Origin of the sequence: Rothia terrae, assembly GCF_014705925.2 — a bacterium.
Lineage (GTDB): Bacteria > Actinomycetota > Actinomycetes > Actinomycetales > Micrococcaceae > Rothia > Rothia terrae.
Window position 1 is genome coordinate 303245 of record NZ_CP061539.1, and the last position, 16652, is coordinate 319896.

A 16652-nucleotide genomic window follows, 5' to 3' on the forward strand; every position below is an offset into this window, starting at 1 on the left:
AAATTACAGCATAAATCCACGAAAAGTGCCGGCACGTGCCGGTGGCTACGCCTCTAACGCCTCAAAGAGAGCGAGCATAGCGGTGCGAGCAGCGTATTCTTCGTGCCAGTAGGAGCGGGTCAGCGTTTTACTGACTGCCTGCGATGTAATTCCTAGCGCGCGGCCGATAGCGCGCTGTTGACCGCGAACACCCGGAATAATCAGATCAAGGACGCGGTTTTCTGTCTCGGTGCGGGCAGCGACCACGCGGTAGAGCAGGCGAAGAAGTCCGGTGAGTGAATCAGCACCGTAATCATTGGATGCTCGCACCACTACTGCGCGAGCAGGAGAGCCCGACTGCGCTTTTTCACTTGCCATGCGCGAATAATCAAGGGCGTCACCCTCGCATTCTGCCAAGCTCACAGCGCCTAAAGCCCCGGCAAGACGCGGGATCTTAAGTTCGCCCACTCCAACACCAATCCAAAAACCGTTATAACGTGCGGCTTTACTGATAGCGTCTAGCACTGTGGAGGGTTGCGTGAAAGCGCCCTGGATTTCGTCTTTATAGGTTTTCTCAAATGGAACGGACGGGTTCATTTCGTTGAGGCTGGCCAGTAGCTCGTCGAGCTGGGGAAGGGTGGCGGCGCGCTGAATAAGAGTTACAACAAACATAGTGGTGGGGAGTGAGCCTTTTCGTGCGTGTGGTTCGTGGTTCTGTGCAGGGGAATGCAACGATAAAAATATAGCTGACTTGGGGATTAAGTTCACTTCAAGGTTACTCCCAAAAGAGCGTTTCGGTATCAATTCCGGCGATATACAGTTCTTCTTCGAGCGGTTGCCTGCATTCTAGGGGCAGGGCAAGGGAGCTAAAGAGCAAATCATGGCCGAGGTAGGCAGTGGTTTGCTGAAAACCTGAGCGGATGCGCGCCATCTCTAGGCAGAGTTCGTGGACGCTGGCGAGGTCTTCGGGGGAGCCAAGAACCCAGAAGGATTGGGGGTCGGTGAGCTGGAAAAGTCCGACGGGGTATCCTGCGCCGGTACGACCTCGAGTGCGTACCCATCCACCGATATTTCCTGGCCCTTGCGCGGGTGCTACGGGGTCGAACTCCCAGGCGCGGGCGTTCTGCAACCATTCGGGAAGGCTCGGTAGGTAGAGTTTTTCGTCTTGTTTGGGCCATGACATTTGGGCAAATATGGCGGCTTCGAATTTGTCCCACAGTTCGGGTTCGGTGAGGGGAGCACCTACGCTGTTAATCATGTCGCTGTTATCTTGGGCACCGACCTCCAGGAGCGAGGGGCTGGTGAATTCACCGAACTGGTTTTCCATTTGTGCCAGGTACACCTGATCCCAGTAGGTGGTTTGGGTGGGCACATCTAAAGAACGTAGCAGGGTATCAATGTATCCCAGAAAGTGCGCTTCGCCGAGAGCTACGCTTTGCTGGTCGAAGTGGAAGAGGTAGGGTGTGCGCGCCCGATGCGTGGGTGAAAGTTTCACAGCACGCCTCCTTTCAAAGTTTCGCCTAGTAAAGCGTGAAAAATGGTGTGGTTCATTATTCTATCTTTCTACTGGTGATCGGGAATGTGGGGAAATTTTCGGGCGTTTCTGCTCAGCCGTACAAATCGTCCGAGCAGATTGAGTGACTGCGGGCTGGTGGGTAGATAGTTGGTGAGCGTGGTGGAACGCAGGATGATGGCGCACCATTGGCCGCGCGAAATCGCCACGTTCAGGCGGTTGGGGGAGAGCAGGAACTCCGCACCGCGTGAGGAATCACCTGCGCTGGATGCCGCCATGGACACAATGACGACGGGCGCTTCTTGGCCTTGGAATTTGTCAACGGTGCCCACGTGTACTCCGCCGCCAATACCGTCGCTGAGGCCTGCCTGCACCAGATACTCGGTGATGAGATCAACCTGCGCGTTGTAGGCGGCGACCACCAAGATATCCTCTGGTTCGATGGGCCGGGCGGTGTCAGGTTTTCCGGTGTCAGGCGTCCATTCTTGCCCTATGAATTCGCGGGCGATGCGCACGGTTTCGCGCGCTTCTTCGGGCGAGTAAATGGTGTTTCCGGCGTGGCTGATTTCTTGAACGTAGACACCGGGGGCGCAATGCGAGAGTTCTCGATGCGCGGCGTGAGGCGCTGAGGTCAGCTTACCCTCGTATGAGAGCACTGAGACAGGTGCGCATAAGTCGGGGTGCATGCGCCAGGTAACGCCCAAAAAGTAGCCGAGATTCTCTGGCAGGGTGGGGTGCTCAGCGCTGAGCCAGCCCAGTGCTGATTCATCAACGGGGTAGGGGTGCGAGCCCTGGGTTACCTGCGGTAGCTGCTGCGGGTCGCCCAAGAGCAACATGTTTTTGGATGCGCGTGCCACCGCCAGGGTATTGGCTAGTGAGTACTGTCCAGCCTCATCGATGACCAGTAGGTCGAGGGCCTGGCCGGGGATTTTCTTGCTGTTGGCAAAATCCCACGCTGTGCCGCCAAAGAGAGTGCCCGGCTGCGCCAGAAAGCCCGGAATGTCGGCGGTGTCAAGTTCTTGCCAGCCGTGGTCGTTAGGCTGAGTGCCCTTCTTTTTGGCTTTGGCAATGCGCGCCGGGTTGAGCTTGCCATTTTTGATGCAGCCGGCGAGCATATTCTCAACCACCGCGTGAGACTGCGCCACCACGCCGATGTTCCACCCATCGTCCAAAAGCTTGGCGATAACCTGCGACCCCACAAAGGTCTTGCCAGACCCGGGAGGGCCCTGCACTGCGATGTAAGAATGGTCCAGCTCTTTGACGGCGCGGTACATCGCCTCAACAGTGGCTAGCGAACCGTGGTCCTCAACGAACTCTTCGGGGCGGGGCAGCGAGAGACCACCCGTGAGGCGCGGTGCGCGCCTGCGCAAAATATCGAGCCCCGCCAGGTGAGGTAGAGTCGGCAGGGAATTACCCACCGTTAGTGCCAGCTCAGCCAAAGACTCCTCTTGGGCAGCCGTGCGAATGGGAGACGCCGGAGTCAGCGCAATAGGCAGATGCGAAAACGGCTCGACGGTCTTCGGCAAGGACTCTTCAATCACTACGCGCACACGAGTTTCTGCACTGGTTGCAGACGGCTTTTCAACCTCTACCAGCGTGGCTTTAAAATGCCCGGAACGGTCCTGAACGCGAGGCATCGCCCCGGTTCCGTTGGACGCTGCAAAACGCTGAGCATCAGCCATCAGCATCTCTTCAAAGTACTCGGGCAGCGGGTTCTCATACATCAAGAACAAACCGCTTTCGCCCTCTTTGAAGGACGACCCATCTGCCATACGCGCGGTACCCGAGAGCCTACGCACCTGGGAACGCTTACGCGGTGGCACGTGCCAATCGTCAACCACGTCAAGACGCTCAAAAATCAGCGTATTGCGGGTGTCTTCCCAGTCTTCAACAGAGGACGACAGACGGTCAAAATGATCCCACCAAAACTGCTTGCGTTCGCGCCGGTGGTAACCGGTTGCCGAGGCGACCATCGCAATGGCCTGATCATCTGCAGAGAGTTCTTCATCGGTATCCAGCGATTCAAGATATTCCTGAAGGGCGCGTTCAGCGGGCGTGGGTTCTTCTTCATCTTTGCCACTGGCCTCTAACAACTCTTGCACCGCCAGAACCTCGGGTTCGGTAGCAAGCTCACTGGCAACATCGCGGTGAGCTAATGACAGCAACCAGTTTCGAAGTTCCAAAGTCGATACGCAGTCGTAGCGGTTGTAGTCGGCAATAGACTCAAGAATCTGAGCTGCCTCTTCAGCTCGACCAGCATCGTGCGCCTGGCAATAATTGGCGTAAGCTACTACGGACGCACCGGCGTCCTTGACCTCGCCACCGCGCAAATTTTCACCCATATACAGGGGCTCTAATTTCTTGATGCTGTACGAATTTTCGCTAATACGCAGTGAGTTACGCACCGTCTCATACAAATCAACCAGCACATTTTCGCGCAACAGCTGATCGACAGCGTCCTCGCCTACGCCATGCTTAGCCGCTAAATCGCGCAGCGCCCGCTTTTCGTAGTTGGCATAGTGGTAGATGCGCATGCTGGGGTACTGTGCACGACGCGCCTGAACATAATCCAGAAAATCAATCAGCGCCTGGCGCTCTTGTGCCCGGCTATGCGCCCAGAACGGACGAAAAACCGGCTCTTCGAACCCCAGCGGAGTTTCTACGACGCCAAAAAGATACTCGATACCCCATGAGCCATCGGTCCCTTGCCACAGCGGATCGCCCTCAAAATCAAAGAAGATATCGCCCTCATTTGCCAACGGCAGACGCTCAAGAGGAGCAGTATCGGTGACTTTATACGACACCTGGTGTGTAGAACCATCCTGGACGTATGAGCGCGTTCCATCAACCTCGCCAACACCGATCTGTACCGCCGCTTGCGCCTGCAACTTAGCTAAAGTTCCGGTGAGGTTGCCGCGCGAGCCGTTGTAGGTGGCTAGCTCGTTGATGGTTCGGATGCCGTAGCGTTCGGCAAGACGAGCGCGCTGACGAGTGCTCAACCCTGCAACTAGCAGTACATCCTGAAAACGTCGAGCCTGTTGCGTGCAGTAATCGCAGCGCCCGCACTGAGTAATGCTCGCTATCGCCTGAGAACCGTGCCACCAGTCAACAGGAGCTACACCGGGTGCACCGTGGGCCGCCACAAGAGTTTTAAAGCGTTCGCGACGCTCCCTGAAAACGTGGACAATATCGTCAATATCGAAGAGAACGTGTTCACCGGTTCCCAAGATGAGGCCTGCTTGAGGCGCAACGGGAATAGCGTTTACCTCTAACTGGTCTGCATAGGCGGCGAGCTGCAAAAGTGCGGTGACTTTAGCATGACGCGCCAGCTTGGTGTCGTAGACCGCGTAAGAACCATCTAGCTGTTTGAGAAGAAAGTCCGCGCGCCCATAAAACTCGCCATCAAAGAAGGACGCCTGAAAGACGACATCAGCCCCGCCCTTTAGCGCTGCAACGGTCTCGGCATTTTTCTCGCGAAGCTCTGCTGAGCTAAAACCGTGATCCATGGAGACTTCGTAAACACCGGTGCCGTTCTCAGCTTTATATTCACCGAATTGAGCGCGAAAGTCATCGAGCACAGCAAGCTCGTGGGCATCGCCGAGGCCGGCGGTGCGTTCGAGCATGGCATCATCCGTGATGGCTGTTTTGGGGGTTCTGCCGAGCTTTTCATCAAGAATCATCAGCGTGGCAAACTCGCAGGTGGATGCGTTGACGAGGTCACTCGCTGAGAACACCAGTGACTGGCCGGGTTTGCCGTCGAATGTTGCGGTGGTGAAACTGTCTGTAAAAAACACGGGGTACTCCTTTGCCGGTGAAATTAGCCTAGCAAGGGGGTCTGACAATATAAGGGCTGTTTCAGAAGTATTAAGCGAAAAGAGCGGGGGAGGGCGGCACGTAAATAAGAGATATGGCTGGTCAGAATTCTGGTCAATCTTCTGGTGAAAAATGCGCAGAGAGTCGGGCCCGATGGTTATTGAAGCGTTATAGAAATGGCAACCGTTAATCAATGGTTAATATTTGACCATGTCAGAGGGCTAAATGTAGCCAAAACTTAACCAAAAATCTATTGTTTAAAGTTTGAAATACTGATTAGTATAAATAGCGAAACTTCGGTTTCCGAAGCACGTAAAGGTGCGCGGGTTGGTTTCCTTGAAAAGGAGAAGACAGTGGATATTGCAGGCATCATCCAGGCCATTGGCGGTATTGGTGAGCTGATTCTTAAGATTCTTGGAATCTTTGGAATCGGAGCCTAAGTAGGTATCTAGGGTATTTGCCCTGTCTTGAATACGGTGACGCCCCGGTGAAAGCAAGGTAGCTTTCGCCGGGGAGTTGTTGTCTTCTTGCGTCCGCCGTGTGGGGTGGGATGCGTATTGCTTGCTGGTGTGCTCGCGCTAACTTTTTTCGGTGCTAAGCGATATTAGGTTTTCGAATTTATATTCGATTAAATGCTGATTTTTAGTGAGTTAAGCTTACTAATAAACCCGATAAATTTTACGTTGGCTACTAATTAAGGGGACAAATTCAGTGAAATATATAACTCATTAATCGCTTCTGGTTCCGCCCAAAACTTTACTTGAAAAATAAAATTTCTCTCGATTTTGGCTCTAAATCATCAAAAAATGCTTGATATTTCAAGGTTTTTCATCGCCCGGGGGCTGCTAGAGGTAAGTGGTTCTGGGTGTGTGAAAAAAGTAAGCGAACTTATTATATCTGTTTGATAACGAAAAATTGGTGCTCGCTTTAAAGATAACGATTCTATAAACTTCAGATGCAGAAAATATTAATGACCAGCTCACAATCTCCCCACACGTGGGTATGGCAGCAATATGGAGTATTACATGAATCTTTCACTCGCCGGCGGCACTTCAGCACATCTTAGCCGCCGCCAGGTTGGCATCTTCGCGCTTGCAGCAACCGCAACCGCAACGCTCGGCACAAGCGTTGCGAACGCATCAACCTCAGACCTGCGTTCGGTATCAAACGAACAGCGCGCAGCAGACACTCAGACCCTGCTCAACCTGATCAACCAGTTCCGCGCCGAAAACGGACTCGGCCCGCTTCGTCACTCAGCTACCCTAGCTGCTATCCAGGAACCCGAAGCTCGCCGCCAGTTCGCGCAGGGCTACGTTTCACACGGCACCGCCTTCCTTAACGATTCCCGCGCAGCCGGATACTCCTTCGCACGCGAAGTCATTGCGCTGTCATACAACGATGACCTCGGCCAGCTTCTTGCCTTCTGGAAGAGCTCACCTGCACACCGTGCAGCCGTCTTGGCTCCCGAGGCCAACGCGGCGGGCATCGGTCTCGCTTACGGCTACGGCAACGGCCTGCCCTGGCGCGTTCTCGGTAACGTAGGTATCTACCGTTACGAGAGCGGACGCGGACCCGCCGACCTCACCTCACAGGTCTCAGCAGCATCCGCTCACGAGATTAAGGGTGCAATCGGTGAACTGTTCCGCGCAGAGGGCGGCACCGCTCGCTTTGGCGAGCCCATCACCGATGAAATTTCAGACGGTATCGGCGGCGTCCACCAGCGCTTTAGCAAAGACGGTACAGTAACCCGCTTTGTCTGGTCACAGTCAACCGGTGCGCACTACCTGCGCGAAAATAGCGGCATTGGTAGCTACTGGCTGGCTAACGGCGCCGAAAAAGAACTCGGCTACCCCACCATGAACGAATCAGGCGGACTTGTAGACGGTGGCGCATACCAGCTGTTCCGCAAGAACGACGGCACCTCCAGCAAGGTGCTGTGGTCACCGGCAACCGGCACTCACCACGTTCTCGAAACCGGTGGCATCGGCTGGCAGTGGAGCCACAACGGCTTTGAAAACGGCTACGGCTACCCCGTATCTGGCGAAGAATGGTCAGGTCAGGATGTTATTCAGCGCTTCTCTAAGGGCGTTACCGTTGTGTGGGATTCCACCGACGGTGATTTGAGCGTCGTTCGCTAAGAGACTTTTATTCCACACTAAAAATCCCGCGTTGCATCACTGAGTAGGTGAGCACGCGGGATTTTTGGTGTGCTAGGGCATGCCCGTGTTATCAGCTAAAAGTAGTTATTCATAAGACGTAGGGAGGCTTTGCTACCAGAAATAGCATCAGCGAGCAGTCTCTCTCGCCGGTTCGCTTCGCTCACAGGGAGATTCACGCCAGTCCCGATGCCAGCTCGCTGAAGCTATTTCTGGCTGCAACCAATCTCAGGTATAGATGCTGAGTGTTGTTCTTGAACATCTCAACTTTCAACGACTCCACTAGCCTTAGCTAGGCGCGCCCGGCGATTGTGGTTGCTGATGAGTCCAACAGGTTTTTAGCCGCATTGGTGTCTTTCACGTCGTTGGCGATAATCGAGAACACCAGTACCTCATCCTGCGGGGTGATTGCGTAGCCGGTGAGTGAAATGACGTTATTGAGCGTGCCTGTTTTGGCGTGAACGTACCCCTGTCCGCCTGCCTCGTTCGCGTCATCAAATCGTTGGGCGAGGGTGCCGGTGCCGCCAGCCACCGGAAGGCCGGGCAGTCCCTGGCTGAATGTGGGATCGCCGGTGACCATTGTTTTGATGATAGACGTGAGCGTCTGGTTAGTGACTTTGTTGTCGGGCGATAGACCGCATAGATCAACCATGGTGAGCTTGTCGGTGGAAATCCCGCCGTCTTGCAGGCTCTGCTTGACGTGGGCAATCGCGTCTTCGATAGTGCCCTGCTTGCCTGCTTTGATGGCGGCGTTGCGGGCAAGGGTTTCTGCTAGAAAGTTGTCGGAGCGTTGCATCATGGACGCGCTTTGCTCAGTGGCGGTGGCAGATTCGATAGATGCGAGTTTTTGGGCGTCGTCGGCTGCCTGATTTTCGTTGCCCATCTTAAAGGTGAGGGTGCCATCTGAGAGCTTGTTGAGGGAGTCAACGAAGGCCTGTTGGGTGGCGGCTGCGGCATTGTCGTATCGGTGTTCGGTGGGCTGGCCGTCTTGCGGAACGGAGTGCGAGTAGAGCGCCATGGGGTAGACGTCGCCCACGAATCCTGAGGCTTTATCTGCTGGATCCCATGCAGGGTTTGCTGAGGGGCCGGTGAAGATTGAGGTGTCGCGGTCAACGGTGATTGCGCCGTGCGCGTCCTGTTGTTTGAGGGAGTCCAAGGTTTGTTGCGCGAGCGTTTCAAGCCCTGCGTGCCCGACCACCGCGGTGGGGTCTGATTTTCCGGTGCTTAGCAGGGTATCGCCGCCAGCTACGAGCGTGAGGTTTGTGCCGTCGTAGACAGCGTCTGTGCTAAAGCGGTCTGAGCTATCGAATGTTCGCAATACCGTGTAATCGGTGAGAATCTTCAGGTTAGAGGCAGGCGTGCTCGCCCTGTCAGCATTGTGTTCGTAGAGGGTTTCACCGTTGGTGGGGTTGATGACGCTGGCAGAAACTGTGCCGCCGGTAAAGCCGTTCATGAGCTGATTAAGAGCTGTAGTGAGCTCTTGTGAATCTGTTGTTCCCTGCGGGCTCAAGGACGCGGGTGCTTGGGCGGCAGGAGCCGAGTAGGTGGAAGTCGCCCCGGCTGCCAGTTGGCGGGCGTCCACTGCGCGGGGGATAGCCCAGATGCCTGCACCAACGCACAGAACCGCCATGCCTGCGGCAATCAGGGGAGAAGTTTTAGAAGCCATGACCTAAACGCACCTGCCGTTACAAAGAACATTTACTGAAGTGGGATGTGCTTATAAACCTATCAAGTGCGCGTGCTTGGTGCGATGCGGTGCTGTAAATACGCTCTGGGCGCATCGGTAGAGCGTGCGATAGTGCCTCATCTTGTGCTTGCATAGAGACTATGACTTCTCATCGTTCACCCATCAAATGGAAGACCGCCGCTAAAATCGCTGGGGCGCTGGCAGGTGCTGGCCCCAAGATGAAAGGCAACGAAGCTGCTGAGGCTGTGGCGTCGATGCGCGCCGCCGCTGAGGCATCGGTGGAGCACGTTTACAACATCACTCGTTTAGAGGCCGCTAAGGATTTGCGTGACTCCGAGGTGCTGATTGTTGACCGCGCCGGGTGGGGTAAGGCGAATGCCCAATCGTTCGATACTATTTTGAAGCCCGTTGCCGGTTCTGTGATGGGGCAGAAGCTTGAGGCGATGAATACTCGTGAGTTCGCCATTGCGCAGTACACGGGTTCTGTCGAGATGGGCGCGATTCTCGCTTTTCTGTCGTCTAAGGTGTTGGGCCAGTACGATCCTTACGCGGCACTCCATGACGGTGGCCCCGCGGGCGGTCGCCTGATGATTGTTGCGCCTAACCTCGTGGCGATGGAGCGTGAACTCAACCTGGATCCCGAGGATTTCCGCCTCTGGGTCTGCCTGCATGAGCAGACGCACCGCGTCCAGTTCGCGGCGGCTCCCTGGCTTAAGGATTACATGCTTGATCAGGTGCGTGCCTTGACCAACGAGATGGGTGAAGTGTCAGATAACCTGCTCAACCGTCTGGTGGTCTCATCTAAGGAGACCCGTGCTGAGGAGGCCGCGGTTACTCGTGCCAAGAAGAAGACTTTGGCGCCGCATCCTGCCACTCCTAACCGCGCAATGGACCGTATGCTCTCTGCCGACGGACGCAAGCGCCTGAGCCAGGTGACCGCCGTAATGAGCCTGCTTGAAGGTCACGCAAACGTTGTGATGGATAACGTGGATCGCACGATTGTTCCCACCGTTAAAACCATTCGTCAGCGCTTTGAGCGCCGTAGTTCAGTGCAGAAGATTCTGACCAAAATTATTTACAAGGCGCTGGGTATGGACGCGAAAAAGCGCCAGTACCGTGACGGCCAGAAGTTCGTGCAGTTTATTGTGGATGCTCGCGGCATGGACGCCTTCAACCGTATTTGGACCAGCCCTAACACGTTGCCCACCGAGACCGAGATTCACAATCCGCAACTGTGGATTGACCGCGTGCTTGGCGCCGAGCCGCAGCAGGGTTCCGGCAAAGCTGCTGAGAAGTCGGGGGAGTAAGTGGTTCAGCTTGCTCGTAAGGGACGCTTGCACCCGGCTGTTGGTGCGGCGCGAGTTTCTGTAGCTCGTGCTCTCAACGATGTGCTGGGGCAGGGCACGGTGCTTGCTTCGGGAAGGAAAGGCTCAGCGTCTTCGCCTCAAAAAATCGAAGACACTGGGAACACTGAGCAGAAACCGCTGGTGCTGGTGGGTTTGAGCGGCGGGTCGGATTCCCTCGCTCTGGCATCTGTAGCAGCTCATTTTGTCCGCCGCGGTGAAATTCAGGTGGGTGCTGTGGTGGTGGATCACCAGCTTCAAGAAGGTTCTGCTGAGGTGGCGCAGAAAGCTGCCGATCAGGCACGCGAGCTAGGCCTATCACCTGTGCTTGTTGAAACGGTCACCGTGGATGCGAGTAGTGGAGGCCCCGAAATGGCGGCGAGAATAGCCCGCTACGGTGCTTTTGAGCGGGCAGTTTCTGCCACCGACGCGCGAGCAGTCTTGCTGGCTCACACACTCGATGACCAAGCCGAGACGGTACTTCTGGGTCTCGCCCGCGGATCTGGCACGCGGTCGCTGGCGGGAATTCCCCGCATCCGCACCGAAGACGGCGTCACCTACCTGCGCCCCCTACTGGATCACACTCGCGCAGAGATTCAAGACATCTGCGCCGCTGAAGACCTAGAACCGTGGAACGACCCCACTAACACCGATGAGTCGCTCATGCGCGCCCGCGTGCGCCATCGCATCATGCCCTACCTCGAAGAAAACCTCGGGGGAGCCGTGGCAACCTCGCTGGCACGCACCGCCGCAATTATCGGGCCCGACAGTGAATTTCTAGAAGCCAGCGCGCGTAAAGCCTTGGCGCAGGTTTGTTTAGAAAAAACAACTCTGACCAGCGCAAACGGCCGCAACATTACGTCTGTTGAAGAACTGCTTCAGATACCCGAGAACGCTCGTGAAACCCACGAAATAGCCGTCATACTAGACCGTCAAGCGCTCGCTGAACTTCACCCCGCCATGCGACGCCGCGTCCTCGCGCTCGCCGTCACAGAAGCCGGGGGAGAAACGCCCGGCTTCGAACGCCTCAGTGCCCTCGACGATTTCGCCCTCACTTGCGCAAAGGGTGGTCCGGTGCAAATGGCAGGGCACGTGGCTGCCTACAAGACTCGCCCGCCCGTACAATCCGCGGGGTCCACCGGACGCGAAAAAGGCAAGGGTTTTTCTGCCACCGGCATCCTTGTGCTCATGTCGCGCACCGAACCAACAACTCACGGTGCGTCATAGGTGCCGCACGCCCTCATTTTGGCGTCAAAGTCACCCGCAAAATCCCGCGCGAAACCCCCACGAGATTGCCAATAAACGTTAGACTTTAAACCTAATCCGTTCCCGACCTCGCACCAAGGAAGATAACTGTGGACGCAAACGACGTACAGGGCGACATCAAGCACGTACTCTTCTCCAAAGAAGTAATCGACGCGAAAATCAAAGAACTCGCAGCTCAGATCGACGCTGACTACGAAGGCAAGGACGTCCTCCTGGTAGGCGTTCTCAAGGGCGCAATCATGGTCATGGCAGACCTCTCACGCGCGCTCAAGGGTCACTACACCCAGGATTGGATGGCTGTTTCATCCTACGGTTCTGGCACCAAGTCATCCGGTGTTGTACGTATTCTCAAGGACCTCGACACCGACCTGTCAGGTCGCGACGTTCTGATTGTTGAAGACATCATTGATTCAGGCCTGACCTTGCAGTGGCTGCAGGGCAACCTCAAGTCACGCGGCGCTAACTCCGTTGAGATCTGTACCTTGTTGCGCAAGCCCAAGTCAGTCAAGACCGATGTTCAGGTTAAGTACGTGGGCTGGGACATCGAACCCGAGTTCGTCGTGGGTTACGGCCTGGACTTTGCAGAGCGTTACCGCAACCTCGATTGCATCGTAACCCTGGCTCCGCACGTATACTCATAAACTTTCCGCACTCACAGTGCATAGAAGTTTTTGATGCGCCCGCGTCCCTTCGTTGATGAAAGGACGCGGGTGCTTTTATATAGCCCGCAATATTCTTTTTGCTTTGAGGTGAAGTCCTGAAACCAATGAGCAAATTGCCAGTTTTATTGGGTACATTGGATAGTTGCAGCTTTATATCTACGTGTAGCTCTTGCTATGGCAGGGCACGCGTTTTTACGAGATGGCGGGACGCCGCCACAAACGGAGGGTAAGAATTGGCTCAGAATTCTGAGAAGAACCCGGGTGGTAAGCCCAAAAAGGGCTTTTTCGCTAGGTTTTTTAGCGGTCCCTGGTTCTTCGTCATTGTTGCACTGGTGATTTTGGGTGGCATGTTTGCCGGCCCGCTGTTCTCTTCAACTAACCGCGTTGACACCAACGTGGGTATGAACCTGTTGAAGGATCACAAGGTTGTCAGCGCAAAAATTCACGATGGTGATCAGCGCGTAGACCTCGAATTGAAGGATGACTACACCAACCCCGAGGGCGATAATCTCGGTAAGTCACTGACCTTCTACTATGTTGAGCCGCGCGCCAACGAGGTCGTTGACACCATGAATAACGCTGACCTAGAGAGCTACACCGATCAGCCGGTGCAGAACAACTGGTTTACTTCGTTGCTCTCATTTATTGCGCCGATTCTTATTCTGATGCTGGTGTTCTGGTTCTTGATGTCCCGCATGGGTGGTGGCAGCTCCCAGATTATGAACTTTTCTAAGTCGAAGGCTAAGAAGTTCAATAAGGACAACCCCACCGTTCGCTTTGCTGATGTTGCGGGCGTCGATGAGGCTCTTGCCGAACTTGAAGAAGTTCGCGAGTTCTTGGCTGAGCCCGAGAAGTTCACCCGCCTGGGCGCAAAGATTCCTAAGGGCGTTTTGCTCTACGGCCCTCCGGGTACCGGTAAGACCCTGCTCGCTAAGGCAGTTGCAGGCGAGGCAGGCGTCCCCTTCTACTCAATTTCAGGTTCTGACTTTGTTGAAATGTTCGTTGGCGTGGGTGCATCTCGCGTCCGCGACTTGTTCAAAGAAGCTAAGCAGAACCCCGCAGCAATTATCTTTGTTGACGAGATTGACGCCGTCGGACGCCAGCGCGGCGTCGGCATGGGTGGCGGCAACGACGAGCGCGAACAGACCCTCAACCAGTTGCTCGTTGAAATGGATGGCTTCGACGGGACCTCCAACATCATCGTTATTGCTGCAACTAACCGTCCCGACGTTCTTGACCCGGCACTGTTGCGTCCTGGCCGTTTTGACCGTCAGGTGGGTGTTGACGCGCCCGATCTTAAGGGTCGTCAGCGCATCCTTGAAGTTCACGCCACCGGCAAGCCGATTGACCGCCGCGTTGATCTTGCGTCCGTTGCAAAGCGTACTCCCGGCTTTACCGGTGCGGACCTTGCAAACGTCATGAACGAATCAGCTCTGTTGACCGCTCGCGACGGCGGTAACGTCATTGATGAGCGCGCTATTGATGAGGCTATTGACCGTGTGATGGCTGGCCCGCAGCGTTCATCACGCATCATGAGTGAGCACGAGCGCAAGATTACCGCTTACCACGAGGGCGGTCACGCGCTGGTGGCTGCGGCGCTGCGCAACTCAGCACCCGTCACCAAGATTACGATTCTGCCTCGAGGTCGCGCCTTGGGCTACACCATGGTGATGCCTGAGGACGACAAGTACTCAACGACCCGCCACGAATTGCTCGACCAGATGGCGTATGCAATGGGCGGACGCGCGGCTGAAGAAATCGTCTTCCACGATCCTTCAACCGGCGCATCCAACGACATTCAGAAGGCGACCGATACCGCGCGCAAGATGGTAACCGAATACGGCATGAGCAGCCGTATTGGCTCGGTTCGCTTGACCGCGCAGGAATCTGATCCGTTCTTGGGTGGCGGTGCTGGTAACAGCAACAACTACTCCGACGAGCTGGCGTACATCGTTGACCAAGAAGTCTACGAGTTGCTCGCCGGTGCTCACGATGAGGCTCACGAGATTCTGACCGAAAACCGCGACGTTCTCGACCGCCTGGCTTTCGCGCTTCTTGAAAAAGAAACCCTGCTCGAAAAGGAACTGGCTGACATCTTCGCCGATGTGCGCAAGCGTCCTGAGCGCGTTCAGTGGCTGTCTAAGGACAACCGCACCGTCTCTGACTTGCCCCCGGTGAAGGCTCCCTCAGAGCTGGCAGCCGGTTCACGCAAGGCTGGCGACGGTGAAGAGTCTGACGACGTTATTGTTCAGCAGCCCGTGGTAGATCCGGACGCAACACCTAATGGCCCTGACACCACCATCGATCCCACTCGGGGGCACGGTGGCGCGCACCCGCATCCTGGTGCTGAGGGACCCCACGGTAACCCCGATATTAACAACCCCTTTGGCGGTGGACGCTAGTGGCTGAGCGCGACGGCGTAACCGCTGTAGACCAGCCGCGTATCGAAGCTGCTGTTCGTGAGATTCTGCTGGCTATTGGTGAGAATCCGGACCGCGACGGTTTGCAAGAGACTCCGGCGCGTGTTGCACGCGCGTATGCCGAGTTTTTCTCTGGTCTGCACGAGGATGCTGCGGATATCCTGAGCACTACCTTCGACATCGGCCACTCCGAGCTCGTGCTGGTGAAGGATATTCCCTTCTACTCAACGTGCGAGCATCATCTGGTGCCTTTTCACGGTGTAGCGCACGTTGGCTACATTCCCGGTGATGAAGGTAAGGTCACCGGGTTGAGCAAGCTGGCTCGTACCGTTGATTTGTTTGCGCGTCGTCCGCAGGTGCAGGAGCGTCTAACCACTCAGGTAGCTGAGGCTCTGGTGGATCACCTGAACCCCTTGGGCGTGATTGTGGTGGTTGAAGCTGAGCACATGTGCATGAGTATGCGCGGCGTGAAGAAGCCCGGCGCAAAGACTGTCACCAGTGCGGTGCGCGGTGCCTTGCGTGACGGGGCAACTCGTGCCGAGGCAATGAGCCTGATCATGAGCAAGCACTAAATATTATGATGTCCGCGAGAGGGGAGTTATGTTGCAGGTTTTGGCCTATCAACGCAACATAACTCCCCTCTCGCGCTAAGCGAGGTTGTTATGTCTGATGTACGCGGCTGGGGTTCTGTTGAGAACCTGCCGACCGATCGCACCCTTGTCATGGGTATTTTGAATGTCACCCCTGACTCCTTTAGCGATGGCGGTCAACACTTTGAGGTGCAGGATGCGGTAGAGCACGCCCGTGCCATGCTTGCGGCTGGTGCCGACATTATTGACGTGGGTGGTGAATCAACCCGCCCCGGTGCTACCCGTGTGAGCATCGAGGAGGAACAACGCCGCGTCTTACCTGTCATTCGTGAGCTGGCAAAAATTGGCGCGGTGATGAGCATTGATACCCTCAACTGGCAGACTGCTCGCGTGGCTATTGAGGCCGGCGCGCACATCATTAACGATGTTTCGGGTATGAGCTTGACTGACGGAATGGTTCAGGCTGCTGCTGAATTGCAGGTGCCTTATATCCTGACTCATGCGCGGGGGACCTCGCAGACCATGGACGCACAGGCGACCTACAGCGACACTGTTCAAGAGGTGAAAGCTGAACTTCTGATGCTACGTGAGCGTTTGTATAGTGCTGGCGTAAAACCTGGGAACCTTATTCTTGATCCGGGGCTGGGGTTTGCAAAGGGCGGCGTTCAGGACTGGGAGCTTATCGCGGCAACGCACGAGCTTACTCTGCTGGGGAATAAGGTGTTGGTTGCAGGGTCTCGCAAGCGCTTTATCGGCACAATGTTGGCGGAAGCCGCGAGCCAGCGTCCGGGGGGTACCGGCGAGCACGAAGCCCCGGCGGCAGAAGGACGCGACGGCGCAACGGCGGCTATCACCGCACTGGCAGCGGCTGAGGGGGCGTGGGCTGTGCGAGTGCACGATGTTGCATCTAGCGCCGACGCGGTGCAGGTTGCCAAAGCTTTTCTGCGCCATCGCCAAAGATAACTCAGGCCGATAATTAGGTAACCTAATCTGTTCTTGGGAAATATTGCACTTTATAACGCAAAAATAATGTGACCTTAACCTCTTGCCTGTGTTATCTTCCTCAGTCGGTTTTTGCGCTTATACTCGCCAAGCCTGTAAACACGCCGAACTTCCGCTGAAGTCCCCATTAATGTGCGTGCCACTACAAAATGACAATCATTTTAAAAAGCCATAATGACAGGTAAGCAGTTACTAGAGAACATCCACTAAGGGAAGGAACG

11 protein-coding genes are annotated in these 16652 nt (G+C 55.7%); 7 read left to right on the forward strand and 4 right to left on the reverse strand.

All coding sequences use genetic code 11. The features are described 5' to 3' along the window. Positions 1–45: 45 nt before the first annotated feature. The 3 genes from IDM49_RS01465 to IDM49_RS01475 all read right to left on the reverse strand — a co-directional run bounded on the left by IDM49_RS01465 (position 46) and on the right by IDM49_RS01475 (position 5286). Positions 46–651 (reverse strand): recombinase RecJ, encoded by a 606-nt coding sequence (locus IDM49_RS01465; RefSeq protein ID WP_168615525.1) that lies wholly within the window; start codon positions 649–651, stop codon positions 46–48. A gap of 103 nt (positions 652–754) precedes the next feature. Beyond that, positions 755–1474: a hypothetical protein gene (locus tag IDM49_RS01470; protein ID WP_190724780.1), complete on the reverse strand. Its 720-nt coding sequence runs from the start codon at positions 1472–1474 to the stop codon at positions 755–757. Between the two features lie 68 nt (positions 1475–1542). After that, positions 1543–5286, reverse strand: coding sequence for a TM0106 family RecB-like putative nuclease (locus IDM49_RS01475; protein ID WP_228008140.1), 3744 nt, complete (start codon positions 5284–5286; stop codon positions 1543–1545). A gap of 1044 nt (positions 5287–6330) precedes the next feature. Here IDM49_RS01475 and IDM49_RS01480 point away from each other — a divergent pair. Then, positions 6331–7443, forward strand: coding sequence for a CAP domain-containing protein (locus IDM49_RS01480; protein WP_190724781.1), 1113 nt, complete (start codon positions 6331–6333; stop codon positions 7441–7443). Positions 7444–7753: 310 nt separating this feature from the next. Here IDM49_RS01480 and dacB read toward each other — a convergent pair whose 3' ends face one another. Then, positions 7754–9127: a D-alanyl-D-alanine carboxypeptidase/D-alanyl-D-alanine endopeptidase gene (dacB, locus tag IDM49_RS01485; protein WP_190724782.1), complete on the reverse strand. Its 1374-nt coding sequence runs from the start codon at positions 9125–9127 to the stop codon at positions 7754–7756. 161 nt (positions 9128–9288) lie between these two features. Here dacB and IDM49_RS01490 point away from each other — a divergent pair, with 161 nt between their 5' ends. The 6 genes from IDM49_RS01490 to folP all read left to right on the forward strand — a co-directional run bounded on the left by IDM49_RS01490 (position 9289) and on the right by folP (position 16392). After that, positions 9289–10455: a zinc-dependent metalloprotease gene (locus tag IDM49_RS01490; RefSeq protein WP_190724783.1), complete on the forward strand. Its 1167-nt coding sequence runs from the start codon at positions 9289–9291 to the stop codon at positions 10453–10455. Continuing rightward, entirely contained in the window at positions 10456–11718 is a 1263-nt protein-coding gene (tilS, locus tag IDM49_RS01495; protein ID WP_190724784.1) for a tRNA lysidine(34) synthetase TilS, read from the forward strand. Positions 11719–11846: 128 nt separating this feature from the next. Further along, on the forward strand, positions 11847–12398 hold the full coding sequence (gene hpt / locus IDM49_RS01500; RefSeq protein ID WP_190724785.1) for a hypoxanthine phosphoribosyltransferase: 552 nt from the start codon (positions 11847–11849) through the stop codon (positions 12396–12398). 368 nt (positions 12399–12766) lie between these two features. Next, positions 12767–14821 (forward strand): ATP-dependent zinc metalloprotease FtsH, encoded by a 2055-nt coding sequence (gene ftsH, locus IDM49_RS01505; RefSeq protein WP_403215231.1) that lies wholly within the window; start codon positions 12767–12769, stop codon positions 14819–14821. Then, positions 14821–15411: a GTP cyclohydrolase I FolE gene (folE, locus tag IDM49_RS01510; protein ID WP_190724787.1), complete on the forward strand. Its 591-nt coding sequence runs from the start codon at positions 14821–14823 to the stop codon at positions 15409–15411. The genes ftsH and folE overlap by 1 nt, the downstream gene beginning before the upstream one ends. Before the next feature lie 90 nt (positions 15412–15501). After that, positions 15502–16392: a dihydropteroate synthase gene (folP, locus tag IDM49_RS01515; RefSeq protein ID WP_190724788.1), complete on the forward strand. Its 891-nt coding sequence runs from the start codon at positions 15502–15504 to the stop codon at positions 16390–16392. The last annotated feature ends 260 nt before the right edge of the window (positions 16393–16652 follow it).